Annotated in this window: 12 protein-coding genes and 1 tRNA gene; 4 read left to right on the top strand and 9 right to left on the bottom strand. The window is 51.2% G+C overall.

Features of this window, described 5'->3' with window-relative positions:
* Positions 1–147: 147 nt before the first annotated feature.
* Positions 148–906: a thermonuclease family protein gene (locus tag WC777_01865; GenBank protein MFA6023941.1), complete on the bottom strand. Its 759-nt coding sequence runs from the start codon at positions 904–906 to the stop codon at positions 148–150.
* A gap of 153 nt (positions 907–1059) precedes the next feature.
* Between WC777_01865 and murD the strand changes: the two genes are divergently transcribed.
* Positions 1060–4332 carry a UDP-N-acetylmuramoyl-L-alanine--D-glutamate ligase gene (gene murD, locus WC777_01870; GenBank protein MFA6023942.1) on the top strand — a complete coding sequence of 1091 codons (3273 nt, stop codon included), beginning with the start codon at positions 1060–1062 and terminating at the stop codon, positions 4330–4332.
* Between the two features lie 119 nt (positions 4333–4451).
* On the opposite strand, the gene WC777_01875 is transcribed toward murD, so the two are convergent.
* Positions 4452–4537: transfer RNA gene (locus WC777_01875), tRNA-Leu, on the bottom strand.
* Between the two features lie 93 nt (positions 4538–4630).
* On the opposite strand from WC777_01875, the gene WC777_01880 reads away from it, so the two are divergent.
* Both WC777_01880 and WC777_01885 read left to right on the top strand, forming a co-directional pair.
* Complete coding sequence (locus WC777_01880; protein ID MFA6023943.1) at positions 4631–5554, top strand: hypothetical protein; 924 nt, start codon at positions 4631–4633, stop codon at positions 5552–5554.
* A gap of 1 nt (position 5555) precedes the next feature.
* A complete protein-coding gene (locus WC777_01885; protein ID MFA6023944.1) occupies positions 5556–6308 on the top strand; it encodes a potassium channel family protein in 753 nt (250 codons plus the stop codon).
* A gap of 51 nt (positions 6309–6359) precedes the next feature.
* Here the strand turns inward: WC777_01885 and WC777_01890 are convergent, their stop codons facing one another.
* Positions 6360–7028, bottom strand: a complete 669-nt coding sequence (locus tag WC777_01890) for a helix-turn-helix domain-containing protein (protein MFA6023945.1) — start codon at positions 7026–7028, stop codon at positions 6360–6362.
* A 142-nt stretch (positions 7029–7170) separates the two neighbouring features.
* On the opposite strand from WC777_01890, the gene ybeY reads away from it, so the two are divergent.
* Positions 7171–7848, top strand: a complete 678-nt coding sequence (gene ybeY / locus WC777_01895; GenBank protein MFA6023946.1) for an rRNA maturation RNase YbeY — start codon at positions 7171–7173, stop codon at positions 7846–7848.
* Between the two features lie 6 nt (positions 7849–7854).
* Here ybeY and guaA read toward each other — a convergent pair whose 3' ends face one another.
* The 6 genes from guaA to dnaB all read right to left on the bottom strand — a co-directional run bounded on the left by guaA (position 7855) and on the right by dnaB (position 17217).
* Positions 7855–9675, bottom strand: coding sequence for a glutamine-hydrolyzing GMP synthase (gene guaA / locus WC777_01900; GenBank protein MFA6023947.1), 1821 nt, complete (start codon positions 9673–9675; stop codon positions 7855–7857).
* Positions 9676–9713: 38 nt separating this feature from the next.
* Positions 9714–10523 carry a hypothetical protein gene (locus tag WC777_01905; GenBank protein ID MFA6023948.1) on the bottom strand — a complete coding sequence of 270 codons (810 nt, stop codon included), beginning with the start codon at positions 10521–10523 and terminating at the stop codon, positions 9714–9716.
* 92 nt (positions 10524–10615) lie between these two features.
* Positions 10616–12451 carry a DUF4012 domain-containing protein gene (locus WC777_01910; GenBank protein ID MFA6023949.1) on the bottom strand — a complete coding sequence of 612 codons (1836 nt, stop codon included), beginning with the start codon at positions 12449–12451 and terminating at the stop codon, positions 10616–10618.
* 943 nt (positions 12452–13394) lie between these two features.
* Entirely contained in the window at positions 13395–14228 is an 834-nt protein-coding gene (locus WC777_01915) for a hypothetical protein (GenBank protein MFA6023950.1), read from the bottom strand.
* Between the two features lie 9 nt (positions 14229–14237).
* Complete coding sequence (lysS, locus tag WC777_01920; GenBank protein MFA6023951.1) at positions 14238–15827, bottom strand: lysine--tRNA ligase; 1590 nt, start codon at positions 15825–15827, stop codon at positions 14238–14240.
* A gap of 4 nt (positions 15828–15831) precedes the next feature.
* Positions 15832–17217 (bottom strand): replicative DNA helicase, encoded by a 1386-nt coding sequence (dnaB, locus tag WC777_01925; protein ID MFA6023952.1) that lies wholly within the window; start codon positions 17215–17217, stop codon positions 15832–15834.
* Between the last annotated feature and the right edge of the window lie 41 nt (positions 17218–17258).

The raw sequence follows: 17258 nt of genomic DNA on the forward strand, positions 1-17258 counted from the left end.
CTGAAGCTGAGCAGCATGCCGATGACGCTTGCGAGGATACTGACGATCCCAAGAATGAATTGTAGAAGTTGATTAGACATAAAAAAACGGTTACAGGATTTAAATCGGTGTAACCGTCTTTAAGTATGTTAAACGACTGGTTACACCCTATCTTGAGTAAAAGTGTGGCTTCCAGTGATAACTTTTTGAGGTTTCCTCTACCCGAATTGTTTGTTTGAAAAGGTTCATACTTTTTCTAAAGTACCCTGCATTATCCACTATTTGGGTCTTGGAGTCAAATTCTGCGGGGAGGCTTCACTCACACACGCCCCAGAGGCCTTTGTTGGCGTCCTGGGCTTCTTGTTCGAGGTTTTCGAAGTGGGTGCGGTCGGTCACGGGGTACTGCTCGGGGAAGGTGGCGTAGCCTTCACGCAAAAGGGCATCGTTGAGGCGCAGGAAGCTGCCGTCTTCTTGGAGCACATCGATGTAGCGGAGTTTGCGGCCATAGGGATCTTCGTCTTCATTGGCGGGGTCGGCGGTGAGGCGGACGGCGCGGTTCTTTAAAAATTCGGTGGTGAAAAGAGCGGCTTCGTAACCGTAACATTCGGCGGTGGAATCGGGTCCATTGATTTCGTTGGTGTCCACGGCCAGGAGGCGAACCTGGAAAAGTTCGCGGTTGGGGCCTGAGATCAGGAGGGTATCGCCGTCGAGTATGGCCACCACCCAGTAAAGAGACTCATCCGTGAGAGAAAGAAGGGCATCTTTTTGAGGATAGGTTTCTTCCTTATCCAGCTGTTCCTCAATCTCTAAAGCGTATTTCTCGGGCCAGGTCTGTTCTTGCAAGGTGTCCGCGGAGGCCACGGGGGTCTTTTGCAGGTTCAGTGCTCCGAGGATGGTGAGGATGAATTGTGCGAGACTGTCGAGCATTTCTTGAGGTAAGAAGGATGTCGCTTACGCGACCTTATGGTTAGGCACTGAAGTGCCTGGAAGGAGGGTATATTGACATGAAACTTGGCTTTTGTCAATAGCACGATGCGGCGGGTTTCGACGGGGCCTGTTAAAATGAGCTGGATGAGTACTATGGCGAAATTCTTCAGGTTTGTTTCCACTTCTTTTGAGCCCGAAAAGAAACGCGTACGGTTTGCGTATGAGATGCATTTGAAGGGTGGAAAGGTCATGCGTTTTACGGAAACGGTGGATTTGCCACGCGTGCCGCAGCTTAAAGATCTGCCGGCGGGCCTTTTGGACCGTGTGCTGGAAAGTGTGCATTTGATGCTGGGAATAAGTTATTACAAACTGTATTGCCCGGAAAAAGTGGAGATCCCGTACGCGCTCAGCAAGGAGCAGGCGGAATTTTGGACCACGATTTATAAAAAGGGCTTGGGGGAATTTGCGTATCGCAACAAGCTGGATCCGAGAAAGTTTGCGAAATTTCCATTCAAAAAGAGCGCGCGGCCGGAGGCGGTGGATTTTCCACGGAAGGACCGGAGTTTACTTGGAATTGGAGGGGGCAAAGACTCGATTGTGGCCGGGGAACTTTTGAAAGAAGCGGGCAAGGATTTTGATGCTTTTTTGGCGGACACCGAGCGCTCTTCACCCATCGTTTCCGCGGTGGTAAAAATAATGGGAGTGAAATCTTTGAGTTTGATGCGGCACCTGGATCCGCAGGTTTTTGAAGCGCATCCGGGAGCTCTCAACGGCCATGTCCCCATTTCGGGTGTGTTTGCGTTTTTGGGCCTTTTGGCTGCTGTTTTGTACGATTACCGATATGTCGTGGTGGGCAATGAGCAGAGCAGCAATTTTGGGAATGTGCAGTACAAGGGAATGGAAGTGAATCACCAATGGAGTAAATCGGAGGAATTTGAGGCCCTGCTGCAAGGCTATACGCGGGATTTTTTGACTCCGGACATCACTTATTTTTCTTTGTTGCGGCCGTTTTATGAAATCCGGATTGCGGAAATGTTTGTGCGCTATCCTCAATATTTTCCTGTGTTCAGCAGTTGCAATCGAAGTTTTAGGGTACATAAGGCTAGGCCAACAGACAGGAAGACTGGACTGATAGACAGGGAGACTGGGCTTCGCCCAGTATGGTGTTGTGAATGTGCCAAGTGTGTCTTTGTCTTTACGATGCTCTCCGCTTTTTTGAGCAAAAAAGATTTACTTAAAATTTTTGGGAAAGATTTGTACGAAGACAAGGCCCTGGAGCCTCTCTTTAAAGATCTGCTTGGAGAGGGCACGATGAAACCCTTTGACTGTGTGGGGACTTTTGAAGAGATGCGGGCGGCGTATGCGATGGCAAAGGGAGAAAATCTGAACCCCAAGGTTTTATTCAAAACTGCACCGGCGCCCACGGTTCCTGTGCCTTTCAAACTTCTGGGGATGGAAAGCGTTTTGATTTTGGGCTATGGCCGCGAAGGCAAGGTGACTCATGAATTCTTAAGGCAACGCTACCCCAAACTCAGCATCGGTGTGGGAGATCGCGACCTCGACCCCAATTATTTACTCCGTCAGGAAGATTTTGATTTTGTCGTTAAAACGCCCGGCATCCCCCGTGCCATGGTGACGCGCCCCTACACCACGGCCAGTAATTTGTTCTTTGCCGAAAAGCCCGGCTTGGTGATTGGAGTGACCGGCAGCAAGGGGAAGAGCACCACGGCTTCTTTAATTGCGCATCTTTTGGAAACGAGCGGCAAGCGGGTCCATTTATTGGGGAATATTGGTAAGCCCATGCTCTCTGCTTTGATGGAAAAATCTAAGGGAATATTTGTACTTGAACTGTCCAGTTACCAATTGGAGGATTTGGAATATTCACCCGACATTGCCGTGGTCACCAATCTTTTCCCCGAACACATGAACTATCATGGCGGCCTGGAGAATTATTATGGGGCAAAGAGTCGCTGTATTCGATTCATGCGCAATGGTTCACACTTTATCTACAATCCAAAAGTCCGTTTGATTAAAGGCTGGCAGACCCGAGCACAACGGGTTCCTTTCACCACCCAGTTGCCTCTTAAGGATTCGGAGATCCCCCTGCTCGGCCAGCACAACCGCGACAATGTTCGGGCGGCGGTTACGGCTTCGCGATTGCTTGGGGTTTCTGAGACCACGATTAAAAAGGGGATACTCTCGTTCAAGCCCCTGTCCCATCGTTTGGAGTTTGTGGGAGAGTTCAACGGAATTCGTTTTTATGACGATGCCATTTCCACCACGCCGGAGTCCACCATCATGGCGCTGAAGGCCCTCAAAAAAGTGGACACCATCTTCTTGGGCGGCGAGGACCGAGGCTATGATTTTTCTGAACTGGAAAAAGTTTTACGACGGATGAAGGTGCGGAACATTGTGCTCTTCCCAAAAACAGGAGATCGAATGCTCAAAAGTCGAGAGGGTTTTATGATCTTTGAGACGCAGAAAATGAATAAGGCCGTGCAATTTGCCTATGCCGCCACTCAGCCGGGGAAAATATGTTTACTTTCTTGTGCTTCTCCCAGTTATAGCCTGTGGAAAGACTTTGAGGACAAGGGGGAGGACTTTAAAAATTGCGTGCAAAATTTGGCGTGATGTGCTTTAATGGGGATATCTAACCACCCCATTATGGCAGAAAGAAATACTTATGATCTTTCGAATCGTGTTTTTACCTTGCTCGCCGTTATTGGCGCCGCTTTGGTTCTGTTTTGGCTCTTTAGAATTTCTGAAATTTGGACCTCGGTTACCGGTAATTATGTGCGGGAAATTTCTGTAGAAGCGGAGGGCAGCGCCTTTGTGGTTCCCGACACCGCTGTGATTCAACTTGGAGTGACCACCGATGGGGAGACCTCCGAAGGAGTGGTGGCCGCCAATACCGAAAAAATGAATGCGGTGATGGATGCCATAAAGAGTCTTGGCATTGAAGACGCCGACATCAAAACCACCGGCTACAACTTGAGTCCCAAGTACAATTGGACGGACGAAGGCCAGGAAGAAGATGGCTACACCCTCAGCCAAACGGTGGAAGTACGGCTTGGAGATTTCAGCCAAATTGGAACGCTCATCAGCAAGGCCAGTGCCGCCGGGGCCAATACGATTGGCAGTGTGGCCTTTGAAGTGGATGATTCTGAGTCTGCAAAATCCATGGCGAGAGAGGAGGCTATTGCCGCCGCCAAAGCCAAGGCAGAGCAAATTGCGAAGCAGAGTGGTCTGAGATTGGGACGAATGGTGAGCTACTACGAATACTCCAACTATTACGATGGAAAGGGGGCCTACTATGCGGAAAGCATGTCTGATGAGGTCGGTATGGGCGGCGGCGCCGTTCCCAGCATTGAACCGGGTGAGGAAGAGATTTCCCTCACGGTAACGCTGAACTACCAGATTCGGTAGTAAGATTCTAGATTGGAAACAAAGATGCCGCTTGCGCGGCGTTTTTGTTTAGCAAACCCTTGGGTAGCAAGGAGTCCCGCTAAGCGGGACGGCTTTTATAGGCTCACCTGCGGTGAGTATGGTGCACTCGAGAAGACTTGAACTTCCACCCGCGTGAGCGGACACGGTTCTGAACCGTGCGCGTCTACCATTCCGCCACGAGTGCTTAACAAACCCTTCAGGTCTGCTTGGCGCAGCATACCCCTCTAGGAAATTTCCTGCAAATCTGTTATAATGAGAAGATGATTTTGTAGAACCTATGCTCAACCTTCTTCTCTTTTTTGTCTCTCTGTTTCTTGTCATCAAGAGCGCGGACTCTGCGATCCTTTATTCTTCCAAACTGGCGACCTCGCTCAAGCTTTCCAAGCATATTGTGGGATTCTTGATCGTGGCGGCCATTTCCGTGCTTCCCGAAACCCTTATTTCCATCCAATCGGCCCTACAAGGCATCCCTTCTTTTGGGGTGGGTACGCTTTTTGGTTCCAATGTGGCAGACCTGAGTTTGGTGTTTGTGCTGGTGCTGCTTTTTGCGGGCAAAGGCCTTAAGGTGGAAAGTAAAACTTTAAAAGATCAGTATTGGTACTTTTTGGCCTTGGCGGTGCCGCTGGCCTTGGGTTACAACGGTTACTATTCTCGCCTCGAAGGGCTCCTGCTTATCCTGACCGGCCTTTGCTTCCATGTTCATGCCTTGAATCGTAACAAGGGCTCGATCAAAAAAGTGCGAGCGGAGTTCTCCTTTAAAACCCTGTTCCTGCTCCTTGCAAGTATGGTGGTTTTATTGGTGGGCTCTCACTTCACCGTGGAATCCGGCGTGGCGTTGGCGGACACTCTCAATTTGAACCCCGCTTTGGTGGGAATGTTTATTGTGGGTCTTGGAACCACTTTGCCGGAGACGCTTTTTGCCATCAAGGCGGCGCGACATCATTACGATTCCCTGGCTCTTGGAGATATTTTGGGTACCGTGCTGACCGATGCCACGATCGTGGTGGGTCTTGTGGCCCTCATCAAGCCCTTTGCCTTTGATGAACGGTTGGTGCATTTGACGGGGCTCTTTATGCTCACCGGAGCGGTGCTTTTGTTCACCTTTATGCAGAGTGGCCGCAAGCTTGAGAAAAAAGAGGGGATCTTTCTGTTTGTCTTTTATGCTCTTTTTGTATTCACTGAGTTCATAACAGGAAAATAATATGGATTTTCAGGAGGCTGTCCGCCGGATTGAGGAACGGGGGGATTACAATCGCTATGCCGATGTGAAACCTTTTTTTGAAGAGGAATTGAAGCGACTTCCAAAAGACAGTCATATTGAGCGAGCACTGTGCTATTACTACTTGCTGGCCAGTTACCTGAAGGCTCAGCTGGTGAGTGAAACGGTGGAGAGCATTGATTTTTATGAACGGATGGATGAAGCATTCATGGCTCAAGAAGAGGAGTTCCGCAAGGATAAGAAGCGATTCTCCGCCACGGAGATTCCGGATTTTTACCAACTGATGGAACGGTGCTATGGCTCTTTGGAGTTTTTGTATGAGCGACACAACTTTAAGCTTCGGGAGCATTTTGCGTATTTGCAGAAAATGCGATTTAGGAAGAAATCTTACCTTTATGCCCGCCGATTCGTTGCGTATGGCGAATATGTCTTCTTTGAGCTGACGAGTGGCTACGGAAACAGCCTTTTGCGTTGGGCCGGAACCACGGTGAGCTTTGTCTTGTTTTTTGCCCTTCTCTACTGGAGCATTGATGCCTTAAGGGAAGAGCGGATGATTGCCCCCGGGCTTGCTCATCTTTTTGATTACTTTTACTTTTCTGCGGTGGTCACCACCACGCTGGGACTGGGAGACATTGTCCCCTTGAGTGAACTCGACAAATTTCTGATGAGTGTGCAGAGCTTGAGCGGATTCTTGATGCTGGGTATTTTTGTGGGAATGCTGCAGCGCAAGTTTTAAAAAGGAGCGACCACTCTGTCGCCCCTCTTTGTGTCTTGATTGAATTCTTTTCTACAAAAGCAGCCAAAGCACCGGCTGTAAGGCCACGATGCCCAAGAGCAATCCGATGGCGATATTCTTGTTGAAGCGTTCTCCCTTAAGTTCGTGTTCCATCATTTGTACGGATTCTTCTTGGCGTTTGATTTTTCCATCGATGAGGTGTGCTTGTTCACGGACCAATTCTTCTTTTTCGTGGTATTCTAGAAGGGGAACGGAATGCTTCATTTGAGTCTCCAATTGCCCAAGACGGTAGTTGGCGGATTCCAGCTTGTTGTGGTATTCGCGGACTTCTCTTCGGGACAGATCGTAGAGTTCTTCGAAGACTTGCTCTCGTGCGCTGTGCTGAGTGAGTGCTCCGGTTTCCATTGGAATGGGCTTTTCGATCGTCTCCTCAATTTCCCCGGTTTCGGCATCAAAGATGGCTTGCGTTTCGCGCGCGGCGCTGCCATCCACATGACGGTGAGCCCGTCCAGGAACCTCCGGAGAAGCTCCGTGCATGTTCTGGAACTGAGACACTTTTAAGTTGTTGAGTTCTTCTTCCGAGAGCAAAATGCTTCCTCCTTTTTTGCGGGCGGAGAGCCGTTTGTTTCGAATATAACGGTCGATTGTGCGAGTGGAGACATCAAGAAGATCTGCCGCCTGCTTGCGCGTGAGGGTGAACTTTGGGTTTTGTACATTCATGGTGGCGTGGGGTGAAGGATGCCGCTTACTGTCTACTTTGTAGCTTAACAAAGGCTGTCCACTTTGACTATATTTTTACCTGGGCTTGCTCTTGCGGAGACACTGATTTGATGCCGAAACATATCTGGTTTATACTGCGGTCATGATTGAACTTATCTTTGCCAATGAGGCAAATGACGCCATTGATGCCCACATATTTGAGACGCTTTTGGCGAGGCTCCCGGAAGTGATGGGGCGCTTGGATTATGAGGACCTTGAACTTTTGCTCACGGATGACTCGACCATTCACGCCCTCAATAAACAGTATCGTGGAAAAGACAGACCTACAGATGTCTTGTCTTTCTCTTTAGAAGACCCTGTCCACTTGGGCCAGTTGGTCATTTCTGTGGATCGAGCACGAGAGCAGGCCGAGCAGATTGGACAGTCTTTGGAGGAAGAACTTCGGTTCTTGTTTGCCCACGGTGTTTTGCACCTTTTGGGCTACGATCATGAAGAGCCCGAGGAAGAAAAGGAGATGCTCGAAAAAACTTATGCACTTTTGGGGAGGTCCGTTTTGGGTCAACCCTGAACTGGTTCGCCCAGGAGAACATTCACAAGGGCAAAGCTAACGAGCAGAAAGACAATAGCTGCAGCAGGTACAACGCAAAAGAGTAATGCTTTTTTGAGCAAATTCTTGCGTTTCTTTTGGTCTTTTTCGATGAGCCCAATGATCAAAAAAACGGGGCATGCAACGCCAGCCACTATGGTGCTTAAAGTGATAAGGATGCCTAGACCACCGAGGATAAAATTTAGACTGGTCAAGATGCTTTCTTTCATATAAAAAGGGTTACTCCCACTCGATGGTGGCGGGGGGTTTGTTGGTGATGTCGTAGAAGACGGCGGAAATTTTTGGGTCTTGGAGGAGAGTGGCGGTCAGTTCGGCGAGCTCCGGCATGGGGAGCTGGGCAAAATGTGCGGTCATGGCTTCCTCGGAAACGATGGGGCGCAGCACCAGGGATTCTTTGCCGGGTGTATTCACGGAGAGGGGGAGCAGCACGGTGGGCATTTGCCACACTTCCCGTGCGCGGCCGATTTCTTTGAGCCAGAGCATGGCCAACTTGTCTGCTTTTTGTAGCGTTTCCACCCGGGATTGCGTGAGAGATCCGGGCGTGAAATGCAGGGCCGTGATGCCTTGAGGTGCCAGGGTGTAGAGCACGCGATTGATTCCCGGGAAGCGATTGGTGAGCGCCGGGGCGAGTTGCGCCAGTTCTTCCCAAGTGGCGGGGCCTGAAAGGGCCAGTGGGTGACGGTAGGTTCGGAAATCACCCTGAACCCCAACGGATTTGATGGGAAGGATGCGGGCGGACAGGGCACTGTTTTTTTCTTTGAGGAAGTTTTGGATGGCGGCCTCCAAATCTGCGGGGTGCTCGGGCCAGTCTTCCGCTTCGGCGCACAGGATGCGCACCGCCAAGCCGGGGCCCGGGAAGGGGTGGCGCCAAACAAGCGAGGCCGGGAGGCCGAGCTTTTCGCCCACTTCGCGCACTTCGTCTTTGTACAGGTCTTTGAGGGGTTCGATGACGCGGCCTTGTTTGATGAGCTCTTCTATTTCTGGCACACGGTTGTGGTGTGTTTTTATTTTTGAGGAATTTTTGGTGCCGCCGGATTCAATGGTGTCCGGATAAATGGTGCCCTGGCCCAAGAGCCAATGTTCCGGGTTCAGTTCCAGTTGCGCAGCCATTTTGCGTTGAATTTCCAAAAAGACGCGTCCGATGATTTCTCGTTTCTTTTCTGGTTCATGGATTCCTTCAAGGGCCTTAAAAAAGTCGTTTCTGCCATCGTAGACATGAAGGTTCTGAATGCCCTCCGCGTGCAGGGCTCCTTCCACTTCTTCTCGCTCGCCGCTGCGCATAAAGCCGGTGTCCACAAAGAGGCCGTACACTCTGTCTTGCCCCAGGGCTTTCACCAGGAGTACAAAGGCCACGGTGCTGTCCACTCCGCCACTGATGAGCATGAAGACTTTACGGTCGCCCACTTGCTCCTGGATGGCCGCGGCCGCGTGATCCACAAAGTTGCCCAAATTCCAGTCTCGCTCCGCGCCACAAATGTCCAAAAAGTTGGCGAGCAGAATGGGGCCTTTCACGGTGTGCACTACTTCGGTGTGAAATTGAATGCCGTAAAAATTGCGGCGAAGATCTCCCACGGCGGAGTAGGCGTCATCGGTGGAAGAGGCGAGGATTTCAAAACCTTCGGGCAACTGGGTGACTCGGTCTCCGTGGCTCATCCATACCTGCGTCTCTTCCCCTTGTTCAAAGCCGTCGAACAAAGCCTCATTTTTTTGCACGGTGATTTTTGCTTTTCCAAATTCACGGCCCTGCCCTTGGCCCGGCTCCACTTTCCCCCCGAGGAGATGCGTGAGGAGTTGGTGTCCATAACAAATACCCAAAATCGGGATCCCGAGCTCAAACATACCCGCGGGCGCCGTGGGGCTGCCGGCTTCGTAAACCGAAGACGGGCCTCCGGAAAGGATGATGCCTTTGTACTCTTTTAAAGACTCGGCGCTTGTGTCTGCGGGGTCCAAAATTTCACTATAAACGCCTAGCCGACGAATCCGCGTGGCAATGAGATGCGCGTACTGACTTCCGTAGTCGAGAATGGCAATTTTATTCATTGCCTGCATTATCGGGCCTTATTGCAGAAAAGCCAAGCCTAAGCAGCTTTCTGGACTTCTTGGGTCACATTTCGCAAAGCACGCACGCCCCTAAAGGGATTCGCAATGTATGCAAGGTCCTCCTTAGAATCACCCTCCGCAGCCTGCCAAAACCATGCCTTGCCGCGCGCGGCGCTATCGGAGAGCCATTCTTCTCTAGTACTGCCCGTTGAAAAGAGTCCAAGGTTCTGGAGCGCTTCGAGCATTGCTTTATTAGCCATTTGTAGGCCGACTGCACCGTTCTGATGAAGAAGATTTAGGATATTTTCGGCACTGAGAGCCGTACCTATGCCCATCCTGTTTTCTTGTCTTATCTTAGCTCCCGCCTCCGTGGCGGTAATCCAAACTCCGGCGTCACCCTGTCCGTTGGGTCCTTTCCTGCTTGGCGCACTTTCCATGAGATAAGTTTCACCATTAATTTGTGCAAGTACCAAGTAGCTTCCCTGCGTTTCTCGTGGCTTTAAGGCCTTGATGGTATTGAGCGTATCGAGGGAAAGCTGGGTTTCTCCGCTCCCCAGGCGGGTGAGAAATGTGTCTAAGGCTTCCGGGGAACCAAATCCAAAGTTGTTGTGTTTTGTGGCGAGCGCACGCATCCTTTCTGTTATTGTACGCACTGATTCTGGACATTCGCAGGCTGTTTCTTTCATGAGCTGAGGGGCGCCTAAGGCCGCGGCCACTCCACCTTCTACAAGCTCGAATGTCTTCTCAACTGGAGTTCGGTTGGCGGGGAGTTCTGGGGCGCGGGGTCCCTCGATTTCTGGTTTTTGTTCTTCGGTGGGTATTCCTTCAGTGGTGGTGAGTTGTCCCATATTGGTTAGTTTAGTTCCCAAGCCTAAAAGCCTTTTGTGGATTTGTCAATACCTCCAGGTTCGGTTTTTGGGTTAACCCAAGTTTTTCTGGACTATTCGGTGATCGGCTCTTCCTCGACGGGCACTTCCTCCTCTGGGACTTCCGATTCTTCCGGCTCCTCCGGCTCCACAAGATCGCGGAGGACTACGGTGAGGGTGCGGGGGTTTGGGGTGATGGCGTTGCCGCTGCTGTCTGTGAGGCCGCGGAGCGTGATTTCGTAGCGTTCCTCAATTTGCTCGGTCATGCCGGAGGTGGTCAAAATAACAGCGGAGCCGTCCACACGGATGTTGGTGAGGGTGAGGGCATCGGTCACGGAGGAGTCAGAGAAATCCGTGTCGAGGATTTCATAATTGGCGGGGTCTTCGCCGTGCTGGGTGTTCAGGGGCTCATTGAACACGATGGTGATTTCGTTGAGCGCAGTGATTTCGTGGCTCACGACTCTGGGGGAACTCTCGTCATCCAAAAGAGAAAAACTCAATTCGGCATCCGTGAGAAGAGCGCCCTCAAAAATGCCGAGATTTTCGCGCACTTCAAATGAGGAGGATTCCATGCTCACGCCTTGGGGGAGATGCACAAGCACTCGGTAGCGGTCGCCCAAGGTTCCGGGCTGTTTGTGCAAATGCAGGTGGTAAACCCCCTCGCTCCACACATATTCTGGGAGTTCGTAGCTGTAAGAGTAAGAGACCGATTCGCCGGGCTGTAGATTCACCATTTCTCCCAAAACCAGAACATCCTCACGATCCTCCGTGATCTCGCCTCCGTTTTCAATGTTGGCGCCAAGAGGAATCATGGTGCGAAGGTAACTGGTGTAAGGCCCGCTCAAAGGAATATTCCAGCTGCCTTCGTGCGAAAGGGTGACGGTGACTTTGCCTTTGACCACGGGGTTGCCGAGCACATCGTTTTGACCGGTGACTTCGAGTTCGTATTGGATATCCCGAGTGATGTAGCGATTGGATTTCATCCCACCATAGTTGGCGTCGTTGATGGCCAAAAAGTCTCCGCTGTCCGACTGAGGTAGAGCTCCATCCCAGTTTCGAGCGTGGAAAGATTTTTGGAGTCCACTGCGGGTGAAGCTGGCGAGCAGGTGTTTTTCTTCAAAAGCCTGGGCGGTGAGATCCCGGATGGTGAGCAGACGCCAAGGAAGAATGATGCTTTTAAACAGGATTTTTTTGACGATGGGGCTGGTGATGTTTTTGCGCTCGGCCAAGGCCTCTTCGTTGTGACGGTCGATGTCGGAGACCACGGATGAAAGCGTTTCGAAAAGATTCTGCTCGGTGAGTTCGTATTCTTCGATTTTGAGGGGCTCGTAAAGTCCCACAAGTTGTTCCAAAAAGGTAAAGTCGGCCGCGATGACGCCGGAGACGCGGGCATTGGGCTGAGTGAGTTGGTAAAACTCAATGAGTTCGTCTTTGGCGATGGTGAAGTCCGGGTCAAAGTTTGCGTCGCGGAATGTGTGTCCTTGATAGCCTTCACCTGAAAGGAGCGCACTCAAAATGAGCGGGGGTTCGATGAATTCGTGATCGTCGATTTCGCCGTAGACATCGTGAAATTCCAGGCCGGAAAAGAGCCCGTGACTGAATGAGAGTTCGCCGTAAGTGGAAATAAAGCCGCCGGTGGGGCGCAGTTCGTAGTTGTTTTGAAAGAGTACAAGGTAGGTGCGATTGCCAAATGGAAAACCGGTGAAGCCCGCCGTGCGCCAAAACATGAATCGAAACGGCCCCATGAGCAGCCATACAAAAAAGATGAGGATGGCAAAGATGGCCAGAGCCCATTTTAGGACGCGTTTGGGTAGGGATTTTTTGCGTGAGTGCGCAGCGGTTTCCGTTCGTTTGTTTTCGTGAAAGTGGGAGGGGGTGTATCCGCTGGTGCCGTAAGAAGGGTCGAACATAGGGGGATTGGGGCTTGAGGCGGTGGGTTGAGGACGGTGGGTTGAGGCGGGTGCCCGGTAGGCTTGTGAGGGGCGCCGCTTGGGCTTGCCTCCATCATAAACGGCCTGATCGGGAAGGTCTAGCAGAGTTTTTTGTGGCGGAGGCGATGGTTGAGAGGGCGGCGATTGGGCCGAGCGAATGGTATGGCGGCGCCCAAAAGGTGACTACACCCTCACCGTGGTTTTTGTCATGGGGAAAGGAGCATTTGAACCTGTTAACGGGGTGGTTTTGTGATAGAATGGAGTTTCAATAACCCCCTCGCTATGACCGACATTGAACTCTATAGAAAAGCTAAGTTTTTTGGAAAGAATGCTCTCTTGTGGCGGAGGAAGTTTATGGGCTTGCTGCCGGAGGTGCAGCGGAGGCGACTCTATGAGAAGCGCGGCTTCGGGTCCATTTTTGAATTTTCTTTTAAGTTGGCCGGTTTGAGTGAAGAGCAAGTGAGAAGGGTTTTACAGCTGGAGAGGAAGTTTGAGGGGGTGCCTGTTTTGAAGGAGCTGCTGGAGAGTGGAGCAGTGAGTGTGAATAAACTGGCGAGGGTGGCTTCTATTGCGACTGTGGCGAACCAGGAGGACTTGGCGGAAGCGGTGAGGGTTTTGCCCAAAAGCGCAGTGGAAACTTTGGTGAGAGATGAGCGATTTCAAAAATCAAATGGCTTATTTAAGCCACAAATTGAAGTAAAATCTGTGCCCGGGCACTTGAACTTGGATGAAAAAGTTGTGGGCCGCCTGTTGGAGCTGCAGGGGAAAGGCATAGACCTCAATGCAATGATGATGGAAATGTTGGACCGAAGGGAGCAAGAAATTGCAGAGGAAAAAGTGGCTATTGCGGAGGATTTGCCTGAAACGCAGTCGCGACATGTGCCTGTGCGAACCAAGAAAGTATTGCGGAAGGAACACGGCACTAAGTGCTCCATCGCCAGCTGCAGGAGGCCGGCGGAACAGCTGCACCACACGCAAACCTTTGCCCTGAGCCACCGCCACGATCCGCACTATCTCGCGCCGCTCTGTAAAGAGCACCACATTTTGGCGCATTCGGTAAATCTGAAAGTGTGGGAGAGAAGGGTGGAGGCGATCAGTTGATCACCAGGGAGTCGAGGATTTTTTGAATGGCCTCTGCCTCTTGATGATTGGCACCCGTGAATACTCCAATGAAAAGATATTCGGTGGCGTTCGTTTCCACTACAAAGGTCTCGTCTTGACACTGGATGGCTTCGTAACCTGAGGATTCTGCTTGAAAAGCGCTTTGACCACCCAAGGTCAATGCTTGCAAACTTCCGCCCAGCATGCCCATGCCACCTTGCTCGCTGTAAAGATTTGCGCGGATGAAGTCCTCAAACGACAAATTGCCGTCTTTTGACATGGGGAGGGTGAATATCAGATGAGCTTGGCCCTCTTGGCAACCATCCATTATGGGCAGCTTGGAGAGGTCAATGCGGTAAAACTCTAGGGATCCATCCATCTCAAAGGTCCAATCGGCGGGGAAGTCGAATTGAATGCCGTAATCGGGATCATTGAAGGTTTTGTAACCATCGCCATCTTCGTCGGTGGGCTCCATTTGTGCAAATTTTTCCTCAGCCGCTTCTCGATCTTCAGTTCTCTCTTCTCTGGTTTCGGCAAGTTTCTCATTCATGGCTGCTTCGTCTTGAGCCGCCTTTTCATCAAACGATAGTTCGGTGTTTTGCTGGCAGGCCGTGAGTAGAAATGTGGCCAAGAGTAGGGTTGAAAATATTTTCATATAAATGAGTTATTTCTTTTCTGCTTTCTTCGCCTTCTTCATTTTTTCCCTAGCTTTTTCGCGCATTTTGTTCTCAGCTTTTACATTTTCTTCCAGAGGGCGCATGAGGGGGAAGAGCACGCAGTCGCGGAGGTTGTCTTGATGTGTGAGCAGCGTGATGATGCGGTCGATTCCGCCGCCCCACCCTGAAATGGGAGGCATTCCGTGTTCCATGCAGTTCACATAATCCAGATCCACTTCCATGGCTTCTTCATCGCCGCCGGCACGGGCCAGGGCTTGGTCTTCGAAGCGTTTCTTTTGGTCCACGGGGTCCACGATTTCGCTGTAAGCATTGATGAGTTCCCAAGTGTTCACGAGCAATTGGAAGGTTTCACACACCATGGGATTTTTGTCGCTACGGCGAGCGAGGGGTTTGGTGCTGGCCGGGTGATTGATGACAAAACAAGGGTCCACCAATTTTGGCCGGCTGACTTTTTTGTAGAGGAAGTCGCAGAGGTTTCCGTAACCCATGGAGTCCATTTCATCGATCTGAATTTTCTTAGCCTTTATGGCCGCGCGCAGGGCGGGGGCATCGTCGTAGTGTTCATAAATATCGATGCCGCTGTCTTTTTTGATCATTTCTCCAAAATCCAGGCGGGGCCAAGGGGCTTTGAAGTCCACGATGCGGTCTTCACCGTCACGACTGCGGATGGTGACTTTGGTGCTTCCAAACAGTTCTTTGATGGCGTGGGTCAACATTTCTTCGGTGAAGTTCATGTTGTCCTCGTAATTCCAATACGCCGCGTAGTATTCGAGCATGGTGAACTCCTGCAGATGCGAGGGGTCCATGCCTTCGTTGCGGAAACATTTGGCGAATTCGTAGACGCGTTCAAAGCCTCCCGCGATGCAGCGTTTTAAGTACAGCTCAGGGGCGATGCGAAGGTAGACATCGATGTCCAAGGCGTTGTGGTGTGTGGTGAACGGGCGGGCGGTGGCGCCGGATGCGGTGGAGGCAAGCACGGGAGTTTCCACTTCAACGAATCCATGCCCATTGAGGTATTCGCGAACCAGTTGGATGAAGCGGCTGCGCATCAAGAATCTTTGCATGCTTTCCTCGTTCATAATGAGGTCGAGGTAGCGTTGGCGGTAGATCTGCTCTTGGTCCTGAATGCCGTGCCATTTTTCGGGGAGGGGGTTCAGGGTTTTTCCGAGGAACGACCACTCGCTCACCAGCACCGTGAGTTGACCGTGTTTGGTGTAAAATAGTTCTCCGCTGACACCCACAAAATCCCCCATGTCCAATTTGCGCAAAAGTTTGTACGCTGCGGGCGCGATCTGCTCCATGAAACAAATTTGTACGGTCCCCGTAAAGTCTTTGAGGTTTGCGAAGGCGAGACGGCCGTGTTCACGAAAGGTCATCAGGCGGCCACGAATGGTCACTTGGGATTTGGGGCCTTTATCGGCCAGAATTTCATCCACGGTTCGCGTCTTTTTTTCACCGAGCTTGGTGGCCGCCTCAATCGAGTGCGTGCTTTCAAAACGGGAGGGGTAGGGGTTGATGTCGAGCTTGCGAAGCTCCTCCGCTTTTCTTAAACGATCCTGGTATTCTTGAGAACTCATGTGGCTAGATTATTCAGTAAGCCGCTTCCGGTGTAAAGGCTCCTTCTACCGTGTGCTGACGGTCGATGTCGAAAAAGCGCATTTGCTCCTTCTTGAAGAGGAGTTCGGCACGGCCGGTCATACCGTGGCGGTGTTTGCGAACAAAAATATCGGTCATGCCCTGGCGATCGGTGTCTTCTTCATAATAATCTTCTCGGTACATCATGAGCACCACATCCGCATCTTGCTCAATGGCTCCGGACTCACGGAGATCGGAAAGTTGCGGGATTTTGACGGGCCTTGATTCCACTGCGCGGGAGAGCTGAGACAAGGCCATGATCGGCACATGCAGTTCTCGTGCGAGTTGCTTGAGAGATCTGGAGATTTCTGAAATTTCCTGCACGCGGTTGGTGATGGAGGTGCTGCCCTTTCCAATCGACATGAGCTGGAGATAGTCCACAATCAAAATGTCGAGGCCGTTTTCCATTTGTAAACGCCGTGCCTTGGCCCGAAGTTCCGCAATGGAAGCTCCGGGAGAATCGTCGATGAACATGCGGCAGTTGTTGAGTTGATCCATCACTTGTCCCATGCGCATAAAATCTTCTTGAGTGAGTTGGCCGGTTCGCATCTTCCAACTGTCCACGGCAAGCATGGACACAAAAAGTCGTTCCACCAATTGTTCTTTGGACATTTCGAGCGAAATAACACCCACGGTTTTCCCCTTGAGTGCGATGTTGAGCCCCATGTTGAGGGCAAAAGCGGTTTTTCCCATGGAGGGGCGGGCCGCCAAAATAATGAGATCGGAGGCTTGAAGCCCGGTGAGGATGTGATCCACGGATTGGAAACCTGTGGAGAGTCCTTTGTATTTTTCGGCCGCTTCGGGATCGTGTAGATCTGAAATTTTTTCGTAAGTTCCCGCCAAAATGTCTTTGATGTGGACGAAGCGATTGCGCAAAAAGGTTTGAGAGACTTTAAAGAGTTCTTGCTCCGCTTGATCCACCAACTCGTCCACTTCTTCCCCCTCTTTGTACCCCAATGCGGCGATGGAGCCTCCCGCACTGATGAGTTTTCGCAGAGTGGATTTTGATTTTACGATGGTCGCGTATTGGAAAACATGGGAGGCCGTGAGCACCTCATTGCTGAGTTCTTCGAGGTAGCTTTGCCCTCCCACTTCATCCAACTTTCCGTTGTCTTTGAGCCAAGTGTGCACGGTGAGCAGGTCGATGGGGGAGCGTTTGGTGAACAACTCCATCATCCCTCCGTAAATGATGCCGTGAATATCGTAATAAAAATCCTCGGGATGCAGCATGTCCGCAATCTTAAGGATGGCATTTTTTTCAATCATAATACTGCCGAGCACGGATCGTTCGGCTTCAATACTGTGCGGCGGAATGCGGATGTCTTCGGGCATAGGGGGGAGACAAGAAGGCCGGGCGATTGCCGGGCCGGGCC

It is taken from the genome of Candidatus Gracilibacteria bacterium, from assembly GCA_041661045.1.
Classification (GTDB): Bacteria; Patescibacteriota; Gracilibacteria; order UBA1369; family 2-02-FULL-48-14; genus 2-02-FULL-48-14.